This is a genomic window from Novosphingobium aromaticivorans DSM 12444, from assembly GCF_000013325.1.
GTDB classification, from domain to species: Bacteria; Pseudomonadota; Alphaproteobacteria; order Sphingomonadales; family Sphingomonadaceae; genus Novosphingobium; species Novosphingobium aromaticivorans.
This window is the reverse complement of sequence record NC_007794.1, coordinates 547,771-568,587: the sequence shown is the minus strand read 5'-3', so window position 1 is coordinate 568,587 and position 20,817 is coordinate 547,771. Positions and strand designations below refer to the sequence as shown.

Annotated in this window: 21 protein-coding genes and 3 pseudogenes; 11 read left to right on the top strand and 13 right to left on the bottom strand. The window is 61.4% G+C overall.

Annotation, left to right across the window (positions count from 1 at the left end):
• Positions 1-62: 62 nt before the first annotated feature.
• Positions 63-647: a hypothetical protein gene (locus tag SARO_RS02620; RefSeq protein ID WP_234007398.1), complete on the top strand. Its 585-nt coding sequence runs from the start codon at positions 63-65 to the stop codon at positions 645-647.
• A 14-nt stretch (positions 648-661) separates the two neighbouring features.
• Here the strand turns inward: SARO_RS02620 and SARO_RS21705 are convergent.
• Positions 662-805, bottom strand: a pseudogene (locus SARO_RS21705) (2-dehydropantoate 2-reductase N-terminal domain-containing protein); the annotation flags it as partial.
• 17 nt (positions 806-822) lie between these two features.
• Between SARO_RS21705 and SARO_RS20900 the strand changes: the two are divergent.
• Complete coding sequence (locus SARO_RS20900) at positions 823-996, top strand: outer membrane protein (RefSeq protein ID WP_011444185.1); 174 nt, start codon at positions 823-825, stop codon at positions 994-996.
• Positions 997-1,339: 343 nt separating this feature from the next.
• On the opposite strand, the gene SARO_RS02615 is transcribed toward SARO_RS20900, so the two are convergent.
• Together SARO_RS02615 and SARO_RS02610 are read right to left on the bottom strand one after the other, a co-directional pair.
• The gene (locus SARO_RS02615) at positions 1,340-3,751 is read right to left on the bottom strand and encodes a TonB-dependent receptor (RefSeq protein ID WP_011444184.1); all 2,412 of its coding nucleotides are present in this window, start codon (positions 3,749-3,751) and stop codon (positions 1,340-1,342) included.
• 77 nt (positions 3,752-3,828) lie between these two features.
• Complete coding sequence (locus tag SARO_RS02610; RefSeq protein WP_011444183.1) at positions 3,829-4,953, bottom strand: LLM class flavin-dependent oxidoreductase; 1,125 nt, start codon at positions 4,951-4,953, stop codon at positions 3,829-3,831.
• Between the two features lie 180 nt (positions 4,954-5,133).
• On the opposite strand from SARO_RS02610, the gene SARO_RS21640 reads away from it, so the two are divergent.
• On the top strand, positions 5,134-5,799 hold the full coding sequence (locus tag SARO_RS21640; RefSeq protein ID WP_011444182.1) for a TetR/AcrR family transcriptional regulator: 666 nt from the start codon (positions 5,134-5,136) through the stop codon (positions 5,797-5,799).
• Between the two features lie 20 nt (positions 5,800-5,819).
• Here SARO_RS21640 and ribB read toward each other — a convergent pair whose 3' ends face one another.
• On the bottom strand, positions 5,820-6,965 hold the full coding sequence (ribB, locus tag SARO_RS02600; RefSeq protein ID WP_011444181.1) for a 3,4-dihydroxy-2-butanone-4-phosphate synthase: 1,146 nt from the start codon (positions 6,963-6,965) through the stop codon (positions 5,820-5,822).
• Positions 6,966-7,011: 46 nt separating this feature from the next.
• Positions 7,012-8,715, bottom strand: coding sequence for a class I adenylate-forming enzyme family protein (locus SARO_RS02595; RefSeq protein WP_143004981.1), 1,704 nt, complete (start codon positions 8,713-8,715; stop codon positions 7,012-7,014).
• 179 nt (positions 8,716-8,894) lie between these two features.
• Between SARO_RS02595 and SARO_RS02590 the strand changes: the two genes are divergently transcribed.
• The 3 genes from SARO_RS02590 to SARO_RS02580 all read left to right on the top strand — a co-directional run bounded on the left by SARO_RS02590 (position 8,895) and on the right by SARO_RS02580 (position 11,413).
• The gene (locus tag SARO_RS02590; RefSeq protein ID WP_011444179.1) at positions 8,895-9,737 is read left to right on the top strand and encodes an enoyl-CoA hydratase/isomerase family protein; all 843 of its coding nucleotides are present in this window, start codon (positions 8,895-8,897) and stop codon (positions 9,735-9,737) included.
• 102 nt (positions 9,738-9,839) lie between these two features.
• Positions 9,840-10,775, top strand: a complete 936-nt coding sequence (locus SARO_RS02585; RefSeq protein WP_011444178.1) for an SMP-30/gluconolactonase/LRE family protein — start codon at positions 9,840-9,842, stop codon at positions 10,773-10,775.
• 50 nt (positions 10,776-10,825) lie between these two features.
• Positions 10,826-11,413, top strand: coding sequence for a TetR/AcrR family transcriptional regulator (locus SARO_RS02580; RefSeq protein ID WP_011444177.1), 588 nt, complete (start codon positions 10,826-10,828; stop codon positions 11,411-11,413).
• Here the strand turns inward: SARO_RS02580 and SARO_RS02575 are convergent.
• From SARO_RS02575 to SARO_RS02565, 3 genes are read right to left on the bottom strand one after another with little or no spacing between them, the layout of a single operon-like run.
• Positions 11,410-11,892, bottom strand: coding sequence for a flavin reductase family protein (locus SARO_RS02575; RefSeq protein WP_011444176.1), 483 nt, complete (start codon positions 11,890-11,892; stop codon positions 11,410-11,412). The genes SARO_RS02580 and SARO_RS02575 overlap by 4 nt on opposite strands.
• Positions 11,889-13,154: a cytochrome P450 gene (locus SARO_RS02570; protein WP_011444175.1), complete on the bottom strand. Its 1,266-nt coding sequence runs from the start codon at positions 13,152-13,154 to the stop codon at positions 11,889-11,891. The genes SARO_RS02575 and SARO_RS02570 overlap by 4 nt, the downstream gene beginning before the upstream one ends.
• Before the next feature lie 41 nt (positions 13,155-13,195).
• Entirely contained in the window at positions 13,196-14,278 is a 1,083-nt protein-coding gene (locus tag SARO_RS02565; RefSeq protein WP_011444174.1) for a zinc-binding dehydrogenase, read from the bottom strand.
• Between the two features lie 314 nt (positions 14,279-14,592).
• On the opposite strand from SARO_RS02565, the gene SARO_RS02560 reads away from it, so the two are divergent.
• From SARO_RS02560 to SARO_RS20505, 4 genes are all read left to right on the top strand, one after another.
• Positions 14,593-15,339, top strand: coding sequence for an SDR family NAD(P)-dependent oxidoreductase (locus SARO_RS02560; RefSeq protein WP_011444173.1), 747 nt, complete (start codon positions 14,593-14,595; stop codon positions 15,337-15,339).
• Positions 15,340-15,351: 12 nt separating this feature from the next.
• A complete protein-coding gene (locus SARO_RS02555) occupies positions 15,352-16,122 on the top strand; it encodes an enoyl-CoA hydratase-related protein (protein ID WP_011444172.1) in 771 nt (256 codons plus the stop codon).
• 223 nt (positions 16,123-16,345) lie between these two features.
• Positions 16,346-17,983, top strand: coding sequence for a flavin-containing monooxygenase (locus SARO_RS02550; RefSeq protein WP_011444171.1), 1,638 nt, complete (start codon positions 16,346-16,348; stop codon positions 17,981-17,983).
• A 47-nt stretch (positions 17,984-18,030) separates the two neighbouring features.
• Positions 18,031-18,348, top strand: a complete 318-nt coding sequence (locus SARO_RS20505; RefSeq protein WP_083760940.1) for a 2Fe-2S iron-sulfur cluster-binding protein — start codon at positions 18,031-18,033, stop codon at positions 18,346-18,348.
• A gap of 34 nt (positions 18,349-18,382) precedes the next feature.
• On the opposite strand, the pseudogene SARO_RS21700 reads toward SARO_RS20505, so the two are convergent.
• Together SARO_RS21700 and SARO_RS21695 are read right to left on the bottom strand one after the other, a co-directional pair.
• Positions 18,383-18,610, bottom strand: a pseudogene (locus tag SARO_RS21700) (IS5/IS1182 family transposase); the annotation flags it as partial.
• Positions 18,611-18,619: 9 nt separating this feature from the next.
• Positions 18,620-18,742 (bottom strand): TetR family transcriptional regulator, encoded by a 123-nt coding sequence (locus SARO_RS21695; protein WP_083760754.1) that lies wholly within the window; start codon positions 18,740-18,742, stop codon positions 18,620-18,622.
• Between the two features lie 222 nt (positions 18,743-18,964).
• Here SARO_RS21695 and SARO_RS20490 point away from each other — a divergent pair.
• A protein-coding gene (locus SARO_RS20490; RefSeq protein WP_086000187.1) for an IS5 family transposase occupies positions 18,965-19,722 on the top strand; the annotation gives its coding sequence in 2 pieces (ribosomal slippage) (positions 18,965-19,298 and positions 19,298-19,722; 759 coding nt in all).
• Positions 19,723-19,754: 32 nt separating this feature from the next.
• On the opposite strand, the pseudogene SARO_RS21445 reads toward SARO_RS20490, so the two are convergent.
• From SARO_RS21445 to SARO_RS02530, 3 genes and pseudogenes are all read right to left on the bottom strand, one after another.
• Positions 19,755-19,853, bottom strand: a pseudogene (locus SARO_RS21445) (diguanylate cyclase domain-containing protein); the annotation flags it as partial.
• 17 nt (positions 19,854-19,870) lie between these two features.
• Positions 19,871-20,257 carry a nucleoside triphosphate pyrophosphohydrolase family protein gene (locus tag SARO_RS21440; RefSeq protein ID WP_011444167.1) on the bottom strand — a complete coding sequence of 129 codons (387 nt, stop codon included), beginning with the start codon at positions 20,255-20,257 and terminating at the stop codon, positions 19,871-19,873.
• Positions 20,257-20,454, bottom strand: coding sequence for a hypothetical protein (locus SARO_RS02530; protein ID WP_041549991.1), 198 nt, complete (start codon positions 20,452-20,454; stop codon positions 20,257-20,259). The genes SARO_RS21440 and SARO_RS02530 overlap by 1 nt, the downstream gene beginning before the upstream one ends.
• Positions 20,455-20,817 lie beyond the last annotated feature (363 nt).

Genomic DNA, 20,817 nt, shown 5'->3' with positions numbered 1-20,817 from the left:
GTCATCGAGTATATGGGTAAAAGATGCGGAAGATTTTGCCGAAAAAGGGCAGGAGGTTGCCGATGTGGAAAGGTGCGCTGACCGGGCGAGTGGCCTATGCCGAAACCATCGCGGAGCTACTCTGGCGCGAACATGGCCGTGACCGTGGCGCGGTGAAGCAGATCATGAAGACGACCGGCGCAAGCGAGCGAACAGTTAAGCACTGGATGTCCGCCCAGCACGGTCCCGAAACGGTTTTCTTCCTCCGCCTCCTGACAAGCTCATCAGTGATGAAGGCCTTTGTTCTGGACCTGATCCAAATTTCGCAACTCGCAGCCATCGCGCCTCAGCTTACCGATTATCCCGCGAGGGGCCCGTCGATGCTACTCCCATCGCGGGAACCGCGACACGAGAAGCCACCGGATGACCGTACAAATGTCCCAATAAGCGTCCCTGCAAGCGACCCAATAATCGATGGTTTGAACTACAGGCAGCGCTGGTTTCTTGACCGAGTCGGCTCAGGCTACCCGTGCCGTGCATACGACCTTTCGACCCATTGGCAGGTCAGCCTCAAGACCGCGCGAAGGGATATTGCGGCACTGTGTTCGGCAGGAAAGATCCGGTATGTTGGTGCGCGAAAAAACGGCAAGTATGATCCTGTCGGTTGACCGCCACGGCGCGGCTGTTGCCGCCGCGCCACCAGCACGATGTCCCGCCCCGATTCCGCCAACACAGCAGCAATCGCGCTGCCGATGCATCCCGCTCCGATGACCGCAATCCGGGTGAGGGTCAGCCTCGCGCGATTTCCTTCTTCCTGGCCAGACAAGCGCGATAGCGGCGATCATGTCTGCCTGGCCGCCGACCAGCGGAGAAGTCGCCATTTCCAACCGCGCGTTCCCCAAGATCGAGTACGTCTACACCGATTATGCCAATGCGAAGTTCGCGGACGAAGACGTGAGCCTCGGCATCGACTACTCGCGACACCAGCTCCTCGTAGGTGTCAGCATGCGCTTCTGACCAAGAGTGTCGCAGCCAGAAGCCATCGCAACTCCCCGGCTGGGCAAGCGCCCTTCCGGGGATTGATTGCTTGGTCTGGCCCTGGCATAGCAAACGCACCGGTTAGGGCTGAACGCTCTGATCGCTAGCGTTGGCTGGTGTCGAGACCTCGCAAACGTGCGAGCCCCTTCCGCTATTGCAATTCATCGCCGGCGATCATCGGTTGGCGGTCATGATGTACATCCGCTGTCGCTGCGCAAGTGCCCGCTATAGCGCGTGCTGAACGAGTGGTAGTAATCGATCACGTCAACCCGCAGGTCCGGGGACTGACAAGTGCAGCCCCGGATCCACGTCGCTTGCAAGCTTAGAACTTGACGGAGATTTCTGCCCCAATGGTGCGAGGCTCGCCCGGATATGCGGTGTTCACGCCATTGGACGCGCCCAGAGCATAGCCGGAAATGTAGTAAGATTCGTTGGTAAGGTTCCTCACGAAGACAGCGGCAGAAACCTGGCTTCCCATGATTTCCTTCCAGTTCAGCCTTGCACCGACGTTCCAGTACCCATCGAGATGTGTTCCGGGCGTCGACGTCCCATTGGTGTTCGAGAAGAAGAAGCCCGTCTGCCCATAGTAATCGCCGCGAAGGCTGATCTTGCCGATTTCCTCGGGCAAGGGGAATTTGATCTCGATGTTGGCCGACCCTGCCCACTTCGGAGCATCAGGATAGGAGTCGACCAGCAGATTGCCTACGAACGGGATCGGCACGCTGCGCTTGGTGTACTTCGCGTCGGTGTAGGCAAGGTTGAACCCGACATCGAGCCACGACGTCAGACCCGCGAAGGCGTCGACTTCGAAACCCTGGGTCTCGGCCTGAGGAACGTTGACCGTGAAACCTGCCGGGGCACCACCCACGAGGGCGTAAAGGGCACGCTGGGCGTCCTTCACGATCACCTTGTACGCGGCGACATTGAACTGGACCGGAGCGCCGCCAATGCGGCCGTTGAACTTGTAGCCCAGTTCGAAGTCGTGGACCTTCTCGTTCTTGAAGAAGTTCGCCGGCTGGCCGGTCAATGGGTCGGTGAACGGCGCAACCGTGCCGTTCAGGTTGCCCGAACGGAAGCTGCCGCGCTGGTTGAAGTACACCATGTTGTTGGGATCGATCTGGTATTGCAGGCTGGCAGTCCAGGCCGGAGCGGAAAGCTTCCTGCTCTGGTCCGCGGCAGGCGAGTCGGGATCGACGCCAAACACGTTGCCGGGGGCCTGCCGGATGCCGACGTTCTCCCAGGTGTAGCGACCGCCAAGCGTCGCCGTGAGCTGCTCGGTGACCTTGTAGCTGACCTGCGCGAAGATCGCCTTCGATTCCTGCCGGTTCCGATAGGCATACGAGATGTCTGCGATGCCGCCGGGGACCACGTCCGCGCCGATGTTGATCGGGACGATCTCGAAGCGCTTCTGGTTCGAGTAGAACACGCCCGCGGTATAGTTGAGGCGATCCTCCATCAAGCTTCCCTGAATCTGAAGCTCCTCGCTGAAGGTATTGGACTCGAACGTCTGGCCGCCGGGAGCACCAGTGGCGTTGATGCCCGCAAGCTTGAACAGCCACAATGAGCCGAACGGTCCGCCACCAAGATTACCCGGAGTGTTGGACTTTCCGTTCATGTAGCTGAAGATGTTCTTCAGCTTGGTGTCCGCGCCAATCTCGAGTTCCGTGGTGTTCGAGACGAACACGTTTTCCGCGCTGTGCGGCAGATCGTACTGCAACCAGACCTTGTAGGGATTTGCCCGGGTGAATTTGGTATAGCCCTCGACGGCGCCCGGCCAGAAGCCAGGCGCGGCCGGCCCATCATTGGTGCCGTATATCGCGGCGAGAGTGTTGGTCAGACCGCTGACCGGGACATGGTTAGTGCCGTCGCTGACAAACTGCGGGTCGGTCGCGGAATAGTAGGTGTAGATGCCGCCGACGCCTTCGGTGCCCTTCACGCGATCGTACTGGACGATGGTGACGTTCCTGAGCGTGTCGGTCGGGGTAAGCAAAAGGGTGACGCGCCCCGAACGGCTGTTCTTGTCGCCCAACGTATTGCCGGTGTTGATATTGGTGACATAGCCATTGCCGCGCGTCGCGTCGAAGGCCAGTCGAAGGGCTGCCTTGCCTTCGGCGATGGGCAGGTCGACCGCCGCCTGCATCTGCCCGTAATCGCGCGATGCACCGCGCACGGTCACATATCCACCGAAAGTGTCTCCAGGCATCGGCGTGGTGTAAAGCACGGCGCCGCCGGTCGCATTGCGACCGAACAGCGTGCCCTGAGGCCCCTTGAGTACCTGGATCGAACCAAGATCGAAGAAGGCCGTGGCCGTGTTGCCGGGGTTGTACGGCGCTTCATTCAGATAGGGCAGCACGGCAGGGCTGGTGCCCGAGAACGGGTCCAGCGACTGGCCTCGCATGCTGTAGCTAAGCTGGTTGGAGTTCTGGCCGTTCTTCACCTGAAGGCCTGGAACGAGCGTTCCGATGTCCTGTTCGCTAGTGATGTTGCGGTTCTGCAGCGCTTCGGCCCCGAACGCGACGACCGAGACCGGAACCTTCGACAGCCGCTCTTCGCGGCGTTGGGCCGTCACGACGATATCCTGGGTGGCGATCTCCTCCTGCGGCTCAGCCGACTCTGCCTGTGCGGCAGCAACCGACGGCAGCAGGAAGCACGAAGCGAGTGCCACAAGGCTTGCGCCGCCGAAATAGCCCACTCCGCTCTTGCGCACGGCACACCGATGATCCGATTTGGTCATTGTCCCTTCTCCCATCTATATTCTCGTTGAAAACCCGGTGCCGGCTTCTGGCGCGCCGGCACCGAGCAGTTTTGATTTCAGGCCGCAGCCATCGCTTCAGGCAGCTTGACGCGCGGCGCGACTTCCTTGGCGAGCAGTTCGAGCGAATTGAACCATGGCGACGGATCGTCGTAGTAGTCGTGCGCCTCGACCTGCAGCGTTCCCCAGCCGCCGCACTTCGCAAACAGTGTGTTGAGCTTGTCGACGATCGTGTCCGGCGACCCGACAACGAACACGTTGTCCACGAGGAACTCGAGATCGGCATCAAGCGGATCGATGCCCGCATCCTTTGCGAAACCGTCCATCATGCCGAAGCGGCGCCAGATCGGGATCAGGTAGCGCTCGAAGCAGTAGCCGATCGGACCTTCCATCACGAGGCGCTTCGCCTCCGCGTCGGTGTCGGCACAGAAGACCGTCTGCGACACGGCATGGCGCTGCCGGTCGGGCGTGAAGCCCGCCTTTATGTTCGCTTCTGAGTACGTTTCCCAATGCTTCTTGAGGGCGTCGATGCCCGAAAAGATCGACACGGGCTTGAAGTTGCGCTCGCCCGCAAGCTTCATCGAAGGCGAATTGTAGCTGAAGCCGGTCACGGCGAATTCGGGGAAGCCACCGCCGTAGGGAGCGTAGTTCGCGAGCATGTGCTGCTCGTCCTCTTCCGTCTGCGCAGGCTCCTCTTCGGGGAAGCCAGCGCTCCAGAACTTGCCTTCGTAGAAGAAAGGTTCGCGCTTCCAGATCTTCTCCATGATGAAGAGCGATTCACGGACCATCTCGTTGAGGAACGCCGTGTCCTGGCCGTTCTTGATACCATGGATGTACGATGCGAGCGGGTAGGCGCCAGCACCGATACCCATGAAATAGCGCCCCTCGAGGATCTGGGAGAGCCAACCCACCATCATCGCGAGCTTCGCCGGATGCTGATGCGGAAGGATGTGCGCCATCGGTGCGAACTTGATGTTGGTCGTCTGCAGGGCAGCCGCCGCCATGATCAGCTCGGGGTTCGGGATGTTTTCCCAGATCTGGGAAGCATGCTCCGAAATCATCATCGAGCTGAAGCCGATCTTGTCGCAGTGAACCGCGCTCTGGACACCCCATTCGAAGGTCTGCCGGGCCGTGCGGCCCGGACGCATGTAGGGGTGAAAAATCAATCCGGTTTCCATGGCCATGCCGTCTCTCCCATGTGCCTTAAAATTAAGCCATGTGGGTTACATGCCCATAGGTGCAGGGTTCGTCAATCGGAAAAATGCCGCGCGTAAAGGTTTGGCGCGGGTTCGCGGACCCGTCGGACAGGCGTGGCGGGGCCGGTGTTTCTTGACGAATGCAGCACATTAGCCCAAATGGCTTAAATGCCCCAGAAAGCAGCCCCGCGCTCACCTGCCCCGTTGAGTTCACACCTCAACCAGGGCCCCAAAGTCGCCCTTATCCTGGCGGCAGAAGTTCTTTTCGCGCGGGACGGCATAGAGGGGGCTTCGCTGCGCGAGATCGCGTCTCAAGCCGGACAGCGCAACCACCACGCCGTCCAGTATCACTTCGGTTCGCGCGATTCGCTTGTGCAGGCGGTATTCGATTACCGCATGAACCAGATGGAAGAGATGCGCGGCCTGATGCTTTCGCAAGCCGAGGCCGAAGGCAAGCTGACCGACCTGCGCACGATCGTCGAAGTGATCTTCCTCCCGCAGATCCAGCTGATCGATGCGTTTGGCGATCATTCCTACGCCGCATTCCTGACAGCCTATCTGCAGCGCTACCAGGCGCAGCAATTCGGCCAGTTCGGCGATCACGTTGCGCCGCAACTGGCTCGCACGCTGGCCCTGTTGCGGTCCTGCCTTGCCTATCTCAGTGAAGCGGCTGCACAGCGTCGCCTGATCACGGCGTGCTTCATGTTCCTCAACATTCTGGTGATCCACACCCGCGGCAACGGCAGCAACGAGGAACGCTTCGAGGATGCGGTCGAAGACACCATCGGCCAGATCGTCGCCGCGTTTGCCGCGCCCGTCAAAGCGGTAGCGTAACGCGCCGCAAAGGGTCGGGCTCAGAAATCGGAGCGTACGCGGATCGGGGAATCCGGACGGTTCTCCCGCAGTTCGGTGCGTCCGTTGATCGTCAGGCCGAACCCCTGAAGCGCGGCCAGCTTCGCCTTGCTCGAAGTCAGCAAGGTCATCTGCCGGACGCCGAGATCGATCAGGATCTGCGCCCCGATGCCGTAGTCACGGTTGGCATTCTTCTCGTGATACTCGCGCCGTCCGCCCGCGACACGGCGGGAAATGGATTCCGGATCGGGATCGCGCACCAGCACGACAACGCCCGGTCCCGAATGATCGGAAATGAAACGAAGGGCACGTCGCAGGTATTCCGGCGAAGCCGTGTTCCAGCCGAGCACGTCGGTGGTCAGGTCGACCTGGTGTACGCGTACCAGCGTATCCTGGTCGGCGCGGATCTCGCCCTTGACCAGTGCGACATGCTCGCCTCCGTCAATCTTGTTCCTGTAGACGTGCACCGTCATCGGCGAAGGACAGAAGTGGCTCTGGAACGGCGCCGACGCCATCTCCTCCACGAGCTGCTCCGACGAGCGACGGTAGGCGATGAGATCGGCGATCGTCCCTATTTTCAGGCCATGCTTCGCGGCGAAAATCTTCAGGTCCGGCAGGCGCGCCATAGTGCCGTCGTCATTCATGACCTCGCAGATCACACCGGCAGGTGTAAGCCCGCCGAGCCGGGAAATGTCGACGGCAGCCTCGGTATGCCCGGCCCGGACAAGCACGCCGCCATCCCGGGCGGTGAGCGGGAATACATGCCCGGGCGTCACCAGGTCGTCTACTCCCTTCGTCGGATCGACCGCGACGGCAATTGTCCTGGCCCGGTCATGGGCGGAAATGCCCGTCGTGACGCCTTCCTTCGCCTCGATGGAGACGGTGAATGCCGTGCCGTAGCCGGACTCATTGCGCGGTGCCATCGGCCTGAGCTGCAGTTGCGAGGAACGCTCCTGCGTAATCGCAAGACAGATCAACCCCCGCGCATGACAAGCCATGAAGCTGATCTGCGCGGGCGTGGCGAACTGCGCCGGGATGATGATGTCGCCTTCGTTCTCGCGGTCATCCGCGTCGACGAGAATGAAGGGTCTGCCTTCCACGGCTTCGCGGATGATATCTTCGATCGGGGAGATCTCGGCCGGGGTCATTGCTCGCGTTCCTTCCACGCGGCTGCAACCTGATCGCTTCGCATCGTCAAACCGCCTTCTGATCTGCAAGCATCGCCAGCGCCATGTTGCGCAGCTCCGCCTTCTGGACCTTGCCCGTGCCGGTCTTGGGCAGGGCCTCGTCTTCGATGAACCAGACCTCGCGGGGCATCTTGTAGGCGGGAATGCGTTCGCGAAGGTAATCCATGACCTCCCCCTCGCATATCCCGCTGCCCTCGGCCCTGACGACCCAAGCACAGCCGCATTCGCCAAATTGGTCGTCCGGCATCCCAATGAAGAACGCCTGGGATACCCCCGGATTTGCCGTGAGTATCTGTTCGAGTTCCTTGGGCGACACGAGTTCGCCCTTGCTCTTGTAAAGCTCCTTGGTGCGTCCGGTCAGGAACAGGTTTCCGTCGGGCCGAAATTGCCCAAGGTCTCCCATCCTGATCCAGCCACCTTCGAGAAAGAGTGCCGCGGTCGCTTTAGGACGCCGAAAGTAGCCCTTACTGTTCATCGGACTGCGACAGCACAGCTCGCCCGAGGCGCCCCACGGCAGGTCTGCACCGGTTTCGGGGTCGATTATCTTGAACTCCGCTATCCGGCCGCCCTGATCCGGCATGCCCGCGATGCCCGCCTCGACGATCCGACCCTGCGTTTCCGACACCGTCTCGATCGAATCCCCCGGCGCCGTACAGATGACCGTGGCGGTGACCTCGGTCTGGCCATAGCTGGTGATGATCTCTTCGCACCCGAACGTCGCGCGTATGTCCTCCCATACCCAGCTCGGCGTCGGCGCGGCCGCGCTGTGGATCGCATTCAGGGATGACAGATCGTAGTGCTGGCGCTTGGCCTGCTCGAGCAACGCGATCGTCATAGTCGGCACTCCCATCAGGTAGGTGGCGCGATGGCGCTCCGTCGCAGCAAGGATCTGGTGCGGATCGAACCGCAGCAGCGGAATGATCGCGCCGCCCGAAACCATGCCCGAAAGAAGGCCGACGACAAGTCCGAAGCCGTGATAGAGAGGCAACGAGAACACTGCCCTGCGTCCGTCCTCGAATGCCTGGTGGTAGGCCCCGGCGTACATCGCCCGCAGGAGGTTGTCGTGACTGATTTCGACACCCTTGGGCGACCCGGTCGTGCCGGACGTGAACAGGATAAGCGCGGTATCGCCGCCTTCGACGCGCTCATGATCTTCCGCGCCCCCACCTTGGCCCGAGAGTTTCTCAACGAGGCGACCGGGAGCGGCGCGGTCAAAAATCAGGCCACCGCGAAGTTCCGGCAGATCGTGGCAGGCTCCAGCCTGCCATCCCGGCAAGCCTTCCTCGAGTTCCTGCGCGAAGTTCCTGGAAGCGAACCTGTCCATCGCAATAAGCAGCGCGCAACCAGCCTCAGCAAGCGCGAACCTTATCTCGTCGGGGCGATACAGTGTGTTGAGCGGGACCGCGATTGCCCCTGCCCGCCAGATCGCGAACAGCAGAGGCACCGTCAACGGGTCGTTGGCCATGATGAGGCCGACCCTTTCGCCCTTCTTGATGCCCCGTGCCTTCAGGCCGCCGGCAAGCTCGACGGACAGGCGGGCTGCGTCCCCGTATGTAAGCGTCCCTTCGTCGGCGATGACCAGAGGCCGATCGGCAAGGTCCCCGAGACTCCAATCGAGATAGGAATGGAGGTTGTTCCAGATCCAGGCAGGATGGCGAACGGCAATTGCGTGCCTCCGTTCATCCGCACTTGTCGCATACATGGCAGTCATCTCTCCCGATGCACTTGCCGGGCTTTGGCCGGCACACTGCGCAAGTTGAAGTCCGGATTATCTCGGATGAGGCACCGCACCCCAACTTCAACCTAATTCATTTTAGGTTTGCCCTAATTTAAGCCAAGTGTAAATAGGCCATACAGACTGCTCGCAACGACCGAAGCAGGGAGAGAGAGATGGATGCCGTGGACGGAGTGAGACTCGAGGAAGGCGACGCAATCGACTGGATCGTCTTCGATCGCCCGCAAGCTGCGAACAGCTTCTCCGCCACCCTGCTGGAACAATTCTCGGCGCTGGTTAAGGACCGACAGGCCAATGGCGCACCGGTTCTCGGGATTCGCGGGAGCGGTCGCGGTTTCAGCTCGGGCATGGATCTGGGCGAATACAATGCCACGAGCGGCCCCACCAGCGACGTACTGCGGCTCTCTTCCTATGTCGAACGCTGGCTGGACCTTTGGCGCCACCCGAAGCCGGTGATCGTCGCGGTCCACGGCTATTGCATCGGCGTTGCCGCGCAGCTTGCGTCGTTCGCGGATATCCTCGTGGTGGCCGAAGACGCGATGATAAGCGAGCCCACCATTCCGATCGGAGGAGGCTTCATCGCCCCCACCTGGGTGAGCCACGTCGGCTCTCGCCACGCGAAGGAGTTCGCCTTTCTGCCTGGCAACCGGATCGACGGCCGCATGGCGGCAGCTTGGGGCTGGGCCAATTGCGCGGTCCCTGCTTCGGAAGTGATCGCGTGTTGCGAGAGTCTGGCCCAGCGGATGAAGCTTATGCCGCCTGCCGTCCTGGCCATGAAGAAGCGGTCGATCAACCGGGCGATGGAGGCAGCCGGATTTCACGCAGCGGCTTCGGCAATCGCCGAAAGCGACGCCCTTCTTCATCTCGAACCCGAGGTAACGGCGATCCGCAACCGCCTGCGGACCGAGGATCTCAAGGCTGTCGTCGGCTCATATGCCGGCGAAAGCTCCCAGGAAATATTCCAGCGCCACGGCGGTCATCGACCCGACGCTTCCTGAGCAACAATTTGGTTGCCCGCGCAGACTAATCATGATTAGGTTTGAGTTTACACTCCGGCAAGAGCCCCCGCTCTTGCGCGATACAGGAAGCGGGATGACGAGATGATGGAAGGTGATCGGTGGCGGTGCCTCTGGGATGCCAAGGCTATCCTCGGCGAAGGCACGATCTGGGACGAGCGCGACGGCTGCATCTATTGGGTGGACATCGAAGCCCCCAGCGTGAACTGGTTCAACCTTGAAACGGGCAGCAAGGGCACCTGGGTTCCGCCGAAGTGGGTCAGCGCCATAGCGCCACGTTCGTCAGGTGGCTTCATCGCCTCTTCCGCCGATGGGTTCGTCCACATCGATCCGCACGCGGACATCTATCACCCGCTCGTTCATCCGATCTCCGACCCCCGGATTGCGAGGCTGAACGACGGCGTGGTCGACCGAAGCGGCCGCTACTGGTCAGGCTCCTGCGACTGCAGCCAATGGGACGAAAGCACCACGGCCGAGGACAAGGAAAGCACGCTCGGCAACCTTGACGCCCGGAACACTGGCGAACTCTACCGCCTCGCCGCGGACGGCACGGTCTCCTCGCAGGAACAGAACATCGTCACTGCAAATGGCCCGGCCTTCAGCCCCGATGGCAAGACCGCTTACGTCAACGACTCCATGCCGCTGGTGAGCTGGGCCTACGATGTGGACGCAGACGGAAACCTCCGCAACCGGCGCGATTTCCTCCGCTTCAAGCCAGAAGACGGCTACCCCGACGGAATGGCGGTGGACGTGGAGGGCTGCATCTGGATGGCATTCTACGAAAGCTGGATGCTGCGCCGTTTCGCGCCGGACGGCACCTTGCTGGAAGATCGCCAATTGCCTGTACGGCGCGGCCTGCGCCCTGCCTTTGGCGGGACCGACCATTCCCGGCTGTTCCTGATCACCGGATCGCAGGGCTACGGAGCCGAACAGTTCGCCCAGCAACCTCTCGCGGGCGGGCTTTTCGAAATTCTTGATCCTCCTGCCGCTGGCGTGCCAAACGTGCCATTTGCAGGTTGATTGCAAAGCGCTGGTGCATCAGTTGTGCCTGAGACAGATGAAGATTGATTATGGCACAAGTAGAAAACGGCAAGACGCGCATTCTTGACTCGGCTGCGACGGCTCTTCGCCAGAAGGGCCTCGCCGGCGCGAAACTTACCGAGATTGCAGCGGGTGCCGGCATGCTTGCCCCCAGCATCTACCACCATTTCTCCTCGAAGGATGATCTCGTCGAGGCCGTGATGATGGAGGGCATCTACCGCAACAACCGCCACATCATGGCCCAGGTCGAAGTCCTTGGGCCTTCTGCGACCGCGTTGGAGCGATTAAAGGCGGCGATCGAGGCGCACATCGGGTTTCTGCTGACAGGCGACGACTATTCATCCGCCGTCTCGCGCGTCTTCGATGACCTTCCCGCCGAGATGAAGGGGCGGGTTCTGGCGGCCTACTCCAGCTTCGACAATTACTGGCGCGATCTCATCGCCGCCGCCCAGGCCGATGGCTCGGCTCGAAGCGGTCTCGATCCGACTCTCGTCCGCAAGTTCCTGATCGCCATGCTTGATTCATGCGCCACATGGTACCGCCCCGGCAAGCTCAGCCCGGCGCAGATCGCCGAACAGGCCGCCAATCTTGCCCTGCACGGTTTTGCGAAGGGCTAGGCCGTAAACTTGCCGTAACTGCCCTTGTGGAACAGCAACGGATCGCCCGGCGTGGCGATCTCGAAGCTCTCGACCGCACCCAGCACCAGCAGATGGTCCCCGGCTTCGCTGACCGAGTGCATCGAGCAATCGATCCAGGCCAAGGCCCCGTCGATCAGCGGGGCACCGCGCGGGGATAAGGTATGTGCCACGCCCTCGAACTTGCGCGGGTCCTTGGACGCGAGCTGGCGGCAGAGGGCCTCCTGCGACGATCCCAGCACATTCACGCAAAACCCGTCGCAAACCGAAATCGCGCTCCAGCTGCTCGACTGCTTGTCAGGAAAGAACCCGACAAGCGGCGGGTCAAGCGAGACAGAAGTGAACGAGCCGACGATCATCGCGGTGGCGGTGCCGTCGGGCGTTTTGGCGGTGATGGCACAGACACCTGTCGGATAATGCCCGAGGACCTTGCGGAAATGCGCCTTCTCGTCATCCATCATGCCGAAACCCTCTGAGGCTCCCATTCCAGTGGAATGTTCTCGACCGCCGCGACGATGCCTGAATGGTAGATTGGCACTGCCCTGTCCTTCAGCCTGAATTCCGGAATGCGGGCCAGCCATTCCTGCAGCATGACCGTCACCTCGAGGCGCGCGAGGTGCATGCCCGCGCAGCGGTGCGGCCCCTGGGCGAAAGTCGAGTGAGTGACATCGCGCCGCGACAGGTCGACGGTCATGGGATCGTCATGATGCCTGTCGTCAAGCCCGTGCAGAGCCGTTGGCAGGAGGATGAGGTCGCCCTCCTTAAGCATGGTGCCATGGAACTCCATGTCCGAAACGACATATCGTGCATCCGAAACGACCGCGAAGCGACGGAACAGCTCTTCAACGCCGCGTTGCAGCTTCAATGGTTCGCGCCGCATTTCGGCAACCGTTTCGGGGTGCCGGGAAAGGTAGATCATCATGAAGCCGAGGAAGTTGACGACAGTGTCGAGCCCTCCGAGCAGCAGGAGCGAAACCAGGCCTAGCGCACGGTCGTCGGGCATCGGCTTGCCGTCGATTTCGACGTTGAGAATGCGCGTGATGAGGTCAGTACCACTGCCTCCCCTGCGCGCAGCGATGATCGGCGCGACGTACTCGAAAAATCCCTTGTTTGCCGCTTCCAGCGACCGCCCCTGCTCTTCCGGCGTGTTGCCCGAGGGCCGCGTCATCTCGTTCGCCAGAAGGCCAAGCTTCGTGGCATCTTCAACCGGCAGCCCGGCCAGCGCGAGAAACACCCTGACTGGAAACACCGTCGAGAACTCGCTGCCGAACTCACAATGGCCGCGATCGGCGAAGCCTTCGATGATCTCGACCGCGATGGTCCGGATCTGGTCCTCGAGCTTGCGGATTTCCGCAAGGTTCAGGCCCTTGTCGATCGCCTTGCGATAGGGTGTATGCTCGGGCGGATCGAGCTTGGTCGGCACCATGTCGTACGCCTCGCCCGCTTCGCGCGGGACCCAGATCACGCGGCTGGAGAAGCGTTCGGGGCTGCGATAGATCTCGTCGATCAAGGTACCGCGGGTTGCGATCCAGTGCCCGCCAGTGAACGGCGTCCAGACGAGCGGCGGCGTATCGGGTTGCTGCACCCGCTTCCATGCTTCGTGGAAACCCTGCTCCAGGCCGTCCAGGTCGTATGCGTCGATCTCCCGGATCAGATGGCCCGGCACGTGTGGCGGCGGAGCAACGCGATGCTTCTGGGTCGCCGTAGAAGTTTGGGCGTTCATTGTTCCTGTCCTTAAGATTCTGTCCGGCCGGGCTCGTTCGATCAGCTGATCGACGGGTCGATGACCGCCTTGGTCGCGGTTCCGGTCTTGGTGGCATGCAAGGCTTCGGCCGCCTGCGAGATGCCGAAGCGGTGGCTGACCAGTTCGGCGAGCGGGACTTCGTGCTGCACCCGCGCTGCAAACTGCATCGCATGGTAATAGTTCTTCGGAGCAGGGAACGATGCTCCACCGATGGTGAGGTTCTTCAGCGTAAGGTCGCGCGGGGATATGGGTTGCGTGCCGATTGCCCCCCAAAGCCCGAGTATGATGTAGCGGCTGTGGATGCCGCTGATGTCGACGCCTTCAGGGAAGGCCGGCAATGCGCCCGCCGCCTCGATCACGATATCGGGCCCCTGCTTGCCGATCCGGTCGTAGATCATGCGCTTGCGCTCGTCCTGCGGCAAGCCGAGCGACACCGTGGCGGTTGCGCCAAGCTTGACCGCCGCCTCCAGCCTCGCGGGCGCGGCGTCGATCACGATCACCTCGCGCGCGCCGGCCTGCGCCGCGACAAGGACGGCCGAAAGGCCCACCGGGCCGGCGCCTTGCACCACCACGCTGTCGCCAAAACGGACTGGACCACAGCGATCGAAGCCTCGCAGGACCGTCGGCAGGGCGCAACCTAGAGCCGCCACCGCCTCAGGGATCGCACCGTCAGGAAGCCGATAGAACGGCATCGAGTTCGGCAACCACGCGAAGTCGGCGTAACTTCCCCAGTTCGGCTTTGACGCATCCTCGAAGAACCGGCTGTTCTCGCAGGGCGTCTCCTCAAGGATCGTGCAGGAATAGCAGCGGTGGCACAGCGCGATCGGTGACCACACCACAAGATCCCCGGGCTTGACCGGGACGCCTGCATAGTCGGTGCTGACACCAGCCCCCAGCTCGACGATTTCGCCAACACCTTCGTGCCCAAGGATGATCGGGAAAGGCATCTCGCCGGCTTCCCCGGTCATGATGTGAACGTCACTGCCACAGACGCCGCCGAGGACAGTGCGGACGAGCGCGCCCCCCGGTTCGGGCGAATGGACGTCGATCTCCCATGTCTCGATGCGGTTGGCCCCCACGAGGACAGTCGCCCTGCCTTTCATCCGTGATCTCCTCTCAACATCGACCGCCACCGCGAGCTTCGGCGACTCCCGTGATTTTCAGCGACGCTATTCGACTAATCAAAATTAGTCTAGACCATTTATTCAACCGCCATCACCCACCCGACTTCCTGATCTCCTCTTGGAGCGTCCAAGGGCGAAAATGGCATAAATATAAATTTTAACTAGGGTTTTCGGCAATTTTGGCGCAGCGATGCGCAGACCAAGCCATCAGCCAACGGAGCGTTGCGTCGCGCCGATGAATCGGTATCATGGCATGAATCAAGATTAGGCACCACATGTTGAAGGAGAGTTTGATGGGACGCTTGAATGGCAAGGTCGCGATCATCACCGGCGCGGCACGCGGGATGGGCGAATCCCATGCGCGCACCTTTGTCCGGGAAGGCGCCCGGGTCGTGCTGACCGATCTCAGCGAGGAGGCCGGAAAGGCCCTCGTCGCAGAACTGGGCGACAACGCAGTGTTCCTGAAGCAGGACGTCACGGACCCACAATCCTGGAATGCCGTCGTCGAAACCGCAGTTCGAGAGTTTGGGACGATCGATATCCTCGTCAACAACGCGGGCATCCTTGGCCCCATGGCGCCGACGGACAGCCTCGACGACGAAGGATATCGCAAGGTCTGCGCGGTAAACCAGGACTCGGTCTTCTTCGGCATGCGCGCCGTCCTGCCCGTGATGGTAAAGGCCCGCAGGGGTTCCATCGTGAACATCTCCTCGATCGCCGGCATGGCCGCAAACTACGGCTTCCCAAGCCTCGCCTATGTTGCCAGCAAGTTTGCGGTCCGCGGCATGACCAAGGCAACTGCGGTCGAGTTCGGCAAGCACAACATCCGCGTCAACTCGGTGCACCCGGGCTTCATCCAGACCCCCATGATGGTCGAGGCAACCGACGAGGTAGGCGGCGAAGCGCTCGCACAGATCCCCCTGGGCCGCATCGCCGATCCGTCCGAGGTTTCGAACCTCGTGCTCTTTCTGGCCTCGGACGAGTCCTCCTACATCACCGGCTCAGAGCATCTGGTCGATGCCGGCATGCTGGCCCACTGAGGGCGCCGAACGATGGCTTCGGTCGAAACGGTCGCCTCCGGGCGGGTGGGATACGTCACCCTGAACCGGCCCGAATCCCTGAACGCCATCGACGACGAGATGGACCGGCTGCTCGGCGATGCCTGGGCGCGGCTTGAAGCCGACAGCGACGTCTGGGTCATCGTCCTGCGCGCAAAGGGCGAACGCGCCTTCTGCGCGGGCGGCGACATGAACGCACCGCCGACGGGCTACGAGGGGCTGTCGTTCGGAGGAGGACTTACTGGGATCGGCGGACAACTGCGTCCGGTAAGCAAGCCGCTGATCTGCGCCGTCCACGGCCACGTTCTCGGCCTGGGGTTCGAACTGGCGATGTGCGCGGACATCATCGTCGCGGCAAAGGGCACAAGGTTCGCGCTGCCCGAAGCGCGCGCCGGCGTGATCGAACATTGCGGCGTCGTCCACCGCGCAATCCGGCAGCTGCCTCACCATGTTGCAATGGCAATGATCGTCGCAGGCGAGCCACTGGACCATGAGCAGGCGTACCAGTTCGGGCTCGTCAACGAGATCGTCGAGTTCACGCAGATCGACGATGCGGTCGAGCGTTGGACGGCGAAAGTCCTCGCCTGCTCCCCACTCGTGACACGGGCAGCCAAGGAAGCGGCCCTGACCGGACTGCAAGCCCCCCTGCAGGCGGCCGTTTCCCTCAGCTACCCGAGAATCGAACGCTACGCCCACAGCAGGGATCGGCGCGAAGCCAGTGAGGCATGGGCGCAACGCCGTCAGCCGAACTGGACCGGCGAATAGGCACAAACCTAACCTCCATTTTCGCAAAGTCCGCATAAAACGCCATGTGCGACGCTGAGAAACCCGGCGTAATTTCAAGCATTTTCGCCATATAGTTAGGGAACCCGAGAAGTCTCCGGATTCCTGTTGCAACATAACCTAATTTTGATTAGGTGAATTTTATAGATTCAAGAACGGGCCGTGAGCCCTGAACGCAGCGCCGAAACAAGGCTGAGGAATGGCAATGTCAGAATCAGGAACTCCCATCGTTGTTGATGCAGTCGTTGTCGGCGCAGGTGTCACGGGCATCTACCAGACCTATCTCCTCGACCGGAACGGCATGTCGGTGCTTGGCGTCGATGCTGCGGACGACGTCGGGGGAACTTGGTACTGGAATCGCTATCCGGGATGCCGCCTCGACACGGAAAGCTACGCCTACGGCTACTTCGCCCTCACCGGCATCATCCCCGACTGGAAGTGGAGCGAGCGATTCGCGGGACAGGCGGAAATGCTCCGCTATGTGAATGCCGCCGCGGACGCGATGGACGTCCGCCGCCACTACAGGTTCAAGACCAGGGTCCTGAGCGCGCACTTTCTCGATGACGAAAAGCGGTGGCAGATCACGCTGGACAGCGGCGAGATCGTCCACGCCCGCTTCTTCATATCCGCCACCGGCCCGCTATCCGCTTCGAAGATGCCCGATTACAAGGGGATAGACCTCTTCAAGGGCGAGGCGTTCCATTCCTCGCGCTGGCCCCGGGATGACCAGGGCAACCTTGCAGGCATGAATTTCGCCGGGAAGCGGGTTGCCGTTCTCGGCACCGGCGCGACCGGGGTGCAGATCATTCCGATAGTAGCGGAAACCGCCGGAGAGCTGTTCGTCCTGCAACGCAACCCGAACTGGTGCACCCCTCTAGGCAACACCCCGCTCAGCGACGAGGACATGAACCTCATCCGCACCCGATATCCGACGATCCTCGAGTATGTGAAGACGACGGATACCGCGTTCCCCTACCATCGCGATCCGCGCAAGGCGTCGCAGGTGTCGGCCGAAGAGCGCGAGGAATTCTTCGAAAGGCTTTACGACCAGCCGGGCTACGGCATCTGGCTGAGTGGGTTTCGCGACCTGCTTCTCAGCCGGGAATCAAACCAGTTCCTTGCCGACTTCGTGGCCAGGAAGATCCGCCAGCGCGTCAAGGACCAGGAGGTCGCAGAGAAGCTCATCCCCACCGACCATCCGTTCGGCTCCAAGCGTGTGCCCATGGAGACGAACTACTACGAGGCGTACAACCGCGAGAACGTCCACCTCGTGGATCTCAAGGCCGCACCAATCGATGAGTTTGTCGAGAACGGCGTGATCATCGGCGGTGAACTGCTGGAAGTCGACGTGATCATCTTCGCGACCGGCTTCGACGGCGTGACCGGCTCGCTCGACCGCATCGACATCCGCGGGCGTGACGGACAGCGACTGATCGAGGCATGGGCCGATGGTCCGACGACCTACCTCGGTCTGCAGACGCGCAACTTCCCGAACTTCTTCGCGCTGGTCGGACCTCACAATGGCTCGGCTTTCTGCAACGTCGGCGTCTGCGGCGCGTTGCAGGCGGAATGGGTCACCCAGATGCTGCTCTACATGGCAGCGCGCGGGTTCGTGGTTGCCGAGCCGACCGAAGAAGCCGAGGCCGCCTGGACCGAGGCGATCTATCGCGATTTCGAACGAACGCTGATGGCTGAAACCAACGCCTGGTGGATCAAGGTCACCCACAAGCCGGACGGCAGCGTGGTGCGCCGAACGCTGGTCTACGTCGGCGGAGGCCCCGAGTACCGCCGACGCTGCGAGCAGGTCGCCTATTGCGATTACGAAGGCTTCGAAATGGCCTGACCATCCGATGCTTCGGCTGGAACGTCTCCTTAATGAGTAAGCACGCGATGATTGATCTGAAAGTCGTCAAGCGCGACGGCACCAAACTTACCCTTCAGGCCAGCCCTGGCATGTCAGTGATGGAAGCCCTGCGAGACAACGGTCTCGACGAACTGCTCGCCCTGTGCGGTGGTTGCTGTTCTTGCGCCACCTGCCACATCTATGTCGAAGCCGGCCCAGACGGTGTTGATGAGGTAGGCGGCGCTGACGAGGACGACCTGCTGGAAAGCTCTGACCACCGCCGGCATAACTCGCGCCTGTCGTGCCAAATTACCTTGGGCAGCGCGATGAGCGGTCTGGTCGTTCGCGTAGCGCCTGAAGATTGAATGCTGAATAGCCCCGAGGCTCAGGACTCGTTGATCACAGCCAGAAGAGCACGGTGGCTGCGAGAGCGAGGGCGGAGAAGAAGCCGGTTGGGCGGCGGTCGTAGCGAGTCGCCACGCGACGCCAGTCTTTCAGATGGCCGAGCATGATCTCGATGCGGTTGCGCCGATTGTATCGGCGCTTGTCGTATTTGACGGGAAAAGAACGGGATTTTCGGCTTAGTATACAGGGCTTGATGCCCTTTTGCTTGAGCGCGTCGTCGAATCACGTCGCTCACAGCCAATCAATGCGTCCTGAGCCTAGCTGCGCTGCAAGGGATGCTGTCGTGAAGCTTCCATAACCATGCTCGTTGAAGAGGGCACGCGCGCCGACGACGATACGATCCCGGGTATTCATTTATTGCCAGCCTCCGTTAAGTCCGCGTAAAATGCACTACGAACCTACACATAGTTCGCCCAATTAGGGCGTGCACACTAATTTGCGATTGACTCGGGGAGCAAGCGAAAAACCGCGGAAGAGATTTAAGATATTGCTGTCGCATGAAGAACAGACCGCTAGGCTCAGGACCCATTGATTGGCTGAGGGGGATGTGATTCAGGCTCCGCGAGGAGACTGAGCATGAGCGACCTGTACTGGCTGACGGACGAGCAGATGGCGCGGCTTGCGCCGTATTTCCCCAAGAGCCACGGCAAGCCGCGGGTTGACGACCGGCGGGTTCTGAGTGGGATCATCTTCGTCAACCGGAACGGCCTGCGCTGGCGGGATGCGCCAAGGGAGTATGGGCCGCACAAGACATTGTATAACCGCTGGAAACGGTGGGGCGCGATGGGCGTGTTTGGCCGGATGATGGAAGGTCTGTCCGCCCAGAGGGCCGAGCCGCAGACCGTCATGATCGATGCGACCTATCTCAAGGCCCACCGCACGGCGTCTAGCCTTGGGGTAAAAAAGGGGATCTCGGGCGTCTGATCGGACGGACCAAGGGCGGCATGAACACCAAGCTTCACGCGATAACCGATGCCAACGGCCGCCCCCTGAGCTTCTTCATCACGGCCGGCCAAGTCAGCGATTACACCGGCGCAGCGGCCCTGCTCGACGACCTGCCCAAGGCACAGTGGATGCTTGCCGATCGGGGCTATGATGCCGAGTGGTTCAGGGACGCGCTTGAGCAAAAGGGCATCAAGCCCTGCATTCCGGGCCGGAAATCCCGCTCCATCCCCGTCAAATACGACAAGCGCCGATACAAGCGGCGCAACCGCATCGAGATCATGTTCGGCCGTCTCAAGGACTGGCGACGCGTGGCAACGCGATACGACCGCTGTCCAACCGTCTTCTTCTCCGCCCTCGCACTCGCCGCCACCGTGCTCTTCTGGCTGTGATCAGTGAGTCCTGAGCCTAAGAAGACGAACTCGTCGCCACCGATCCGGGCGAAGAGGTCATTCTTCCGAATTGCGCTTCTGGCACGGTCCGCGAAATCCCGAAGGCCGTTGTCTCCGATCTCATGGCCCATCTCGTCATTCAGGTTCTTTAACCCGTCAAGATCGGCAAAGACGAGCAGTTTATATGCGCCGGCTGTAACGCGTGCAGGCTGAGGGCAGCATTGTCCCCGGCGCGATAGACGCCGTCGGTGATCAGCGCCGCGGCGGCGATATCGCTCAGCGCCAGCCGATGCCGGCGCGCCACTGCGGCCAGATACCAGAGCACATCACCAATCTCCTCAGCGACAGCTTCGGCATAGCCCAGGTAGGATGCGGCATCGCGCTGCTTCTTCTTGGCTTCGGCGAGCAGGCTGCCGGTCTCGCCGACCAGACCCAACATAGTGAAGCCGATCGTTCCCGGTCCCTTGCGCTGGTCGGTCCGCGCGGCCTCACGAACATATTGATCGACGGTCAGCGCTTCGAAATCGTCAGTCATTAGCTGCGCTTCCGCCGATCGGTGATCGCGCCCTCGGGCACCGTCACGCCGTAGGCCGCCAACGCCCTCAGAACGACCATGCGGATCGGCTCACGGGTATCGAGCGCGCGCTGGCCGAGATCGCGTTTGGTCGCCGCAGGAACCTGGATCTGGAGATGCTCATCACCGCCTCCGCCCGCCGTTTCCCCAAGTTTCATGAAAATAGAAAATCATACTTTCATGAATCTTGGAAGTGATGTTTTTGGTGAGACGATGAAATGCCTTTCCCACCCCAATCTGTCTTATCCTCGACGCCTGTTTTTGAGTGAGCGGCGGCTTTCCGGGGTCGCTCGCCCGGAAGCGGTCTGGAGGCAGCCGGCGCAGCCTCGGTCGATGTCTGATAGCCGGTCGGCGCAGCGCGCGACGTCGGCTCATGGCAGGACTTGCCATTCGACACATCACCTGTGAACGGCAGAAATGTCCCAGCCCTCGTCATTCAAGCGCCCCGCGGCTACGGCGTTCGAAATACAGAACCAGGGGAATTCCGGGCAGACGATAATTCCAGCGAAGTATCTCAAAGT

Coding starts and splice junctions, on each gene's coding strand:
- SARO_RS02620 (WP_234007398.1), top strand. CDS start 63: ATGTGGAAAGGTGCGCTGACCGGGCGAGTGGCCTATGCCGAAACCATC.
- SARO_RS20900 (WP_011444185.1), top strand. CDS start 823: ATGTCTGCCTGGCCGCCGACCAGCGGAGAAGTCGCCATTTCCAACCGC.
- SARO_RS02615 (WP_011444184.1), bottom strand. CDS start 3,751: ATGACCAAATCGGATCATCGGTGTGCCGTGCGCAAGAGCGGAGTGGGC.
- SARO_RS02610 (WP_011444183.1), bottom strand. CDS start 4,953: ATGGCCATGGAAACCGGATTGATTTTTCACCCCTACATGCGTCCGGGC.
- SARO_RS21640 (WP_011444182.1), top strand. CDS start 5,134: ATGCCCCAGAAAGCAGCCCCGCGCTCACCTGCCCCGTTGAGTTCACAC.
- ribB (WP_011444181.1), bottom strand. CDS start 6,965: ATGACCCCGGCCGAGATCTCCCCGATCGAAGATATCATCCGCGAAGCC.
- SARO_RS02595 (WP_143004981.1), bottom strand. CDS start 8,715: ATGACTGCCATGTATGCGACAAGTGCGGATGAACGGAGGCACGCAATT.
- SARO_RS02590 (WP_011444179.1), top strand. CDS start 8,895: ATGGATGCCGTGGACGGAGTGAGACTCGAGGAAGGCGACGCAATCGAC.
- SARO_RS02585 (WP_011444178.1), top strand. CDS start 9,840: ATGATGGAAGGTGATCGGTGGCGGTGCCTCTGGGATGCCAAGGCTATC.
- SARO_RS02580 (WP_011444177.1), top strand. CDS start 10,826: ATGGCACAAGTAGAAAACGGCAAGACGCGCATTCTTGACTCGGCTGCG.
- SARO_RS02575 (WP_011444176.1), bottom strand. CDS start 11,892: ATGATGGATGACGAGAAGGCGCATTTCCGCAAGGTCCTCGGGCATTAT.
- SARO_RS02570 (WP_011444175.1), bottom strand. CDS start 13,154: ATGAACGCCCAAACTTCTACGGCGACCCAGAAGCATCGCGTTGCTCCG.
- SARO_RS02565 (WP_011444174.1), bottom strand. CDS start 14,278: ATGAAAGGCAGGGCGACTGTCCTCGTGGGGGCCAACCGCATCGAGACA.
- SARO_RS02560 (WP_011444173.1), top strand. CDS start 14,593: ATGGGACGCTTGAATGGCAAGGTCGCGATCATCACCGGCGCGGCACGC.
- SARO_RS02555 (WP_011444172.1), top strand. CDS start 15,352: ATGGCTTCGGTCGAAACGGTCGCCTCCGGGCGGGTGGGATACGTCACC.
- SARO_RS02550 (WP_011444171.1), top strand. CDS start 16,346: ATGTCAGAATCAGGAACTCCCATCGTTGTTGATGCAGTCGTTGTCGGC.
- SARO_RS20505 (WP_083760940.1), top strand. CDS start 18,031: ATGATTGATCTGAAAGTCGTCAAGCGCGACGGCACCAAACTTACCCTT.
- SARO_RS21695 (WP_083760754.1), bottom strand. CDS start 18,742: ATGAATACCCGGGATCGTATCGTCGTCGGCGCGCGTGCCCTCTTCAAC.
- SARO_RS21440 (WP_011444167.1), bottom strand. CDS start 20,257: ATGACTGACGATTTCGAAGCGCTGACCGTCGATCAATATGTTCGTGAG.
- SARO_RS02530 (WP_041549991.1), bottom strand. CDS start 20,454: ATGAAACTTGGGGAAACGGCGGGCGGAGGCGGTGATGAGCATCTCCAG.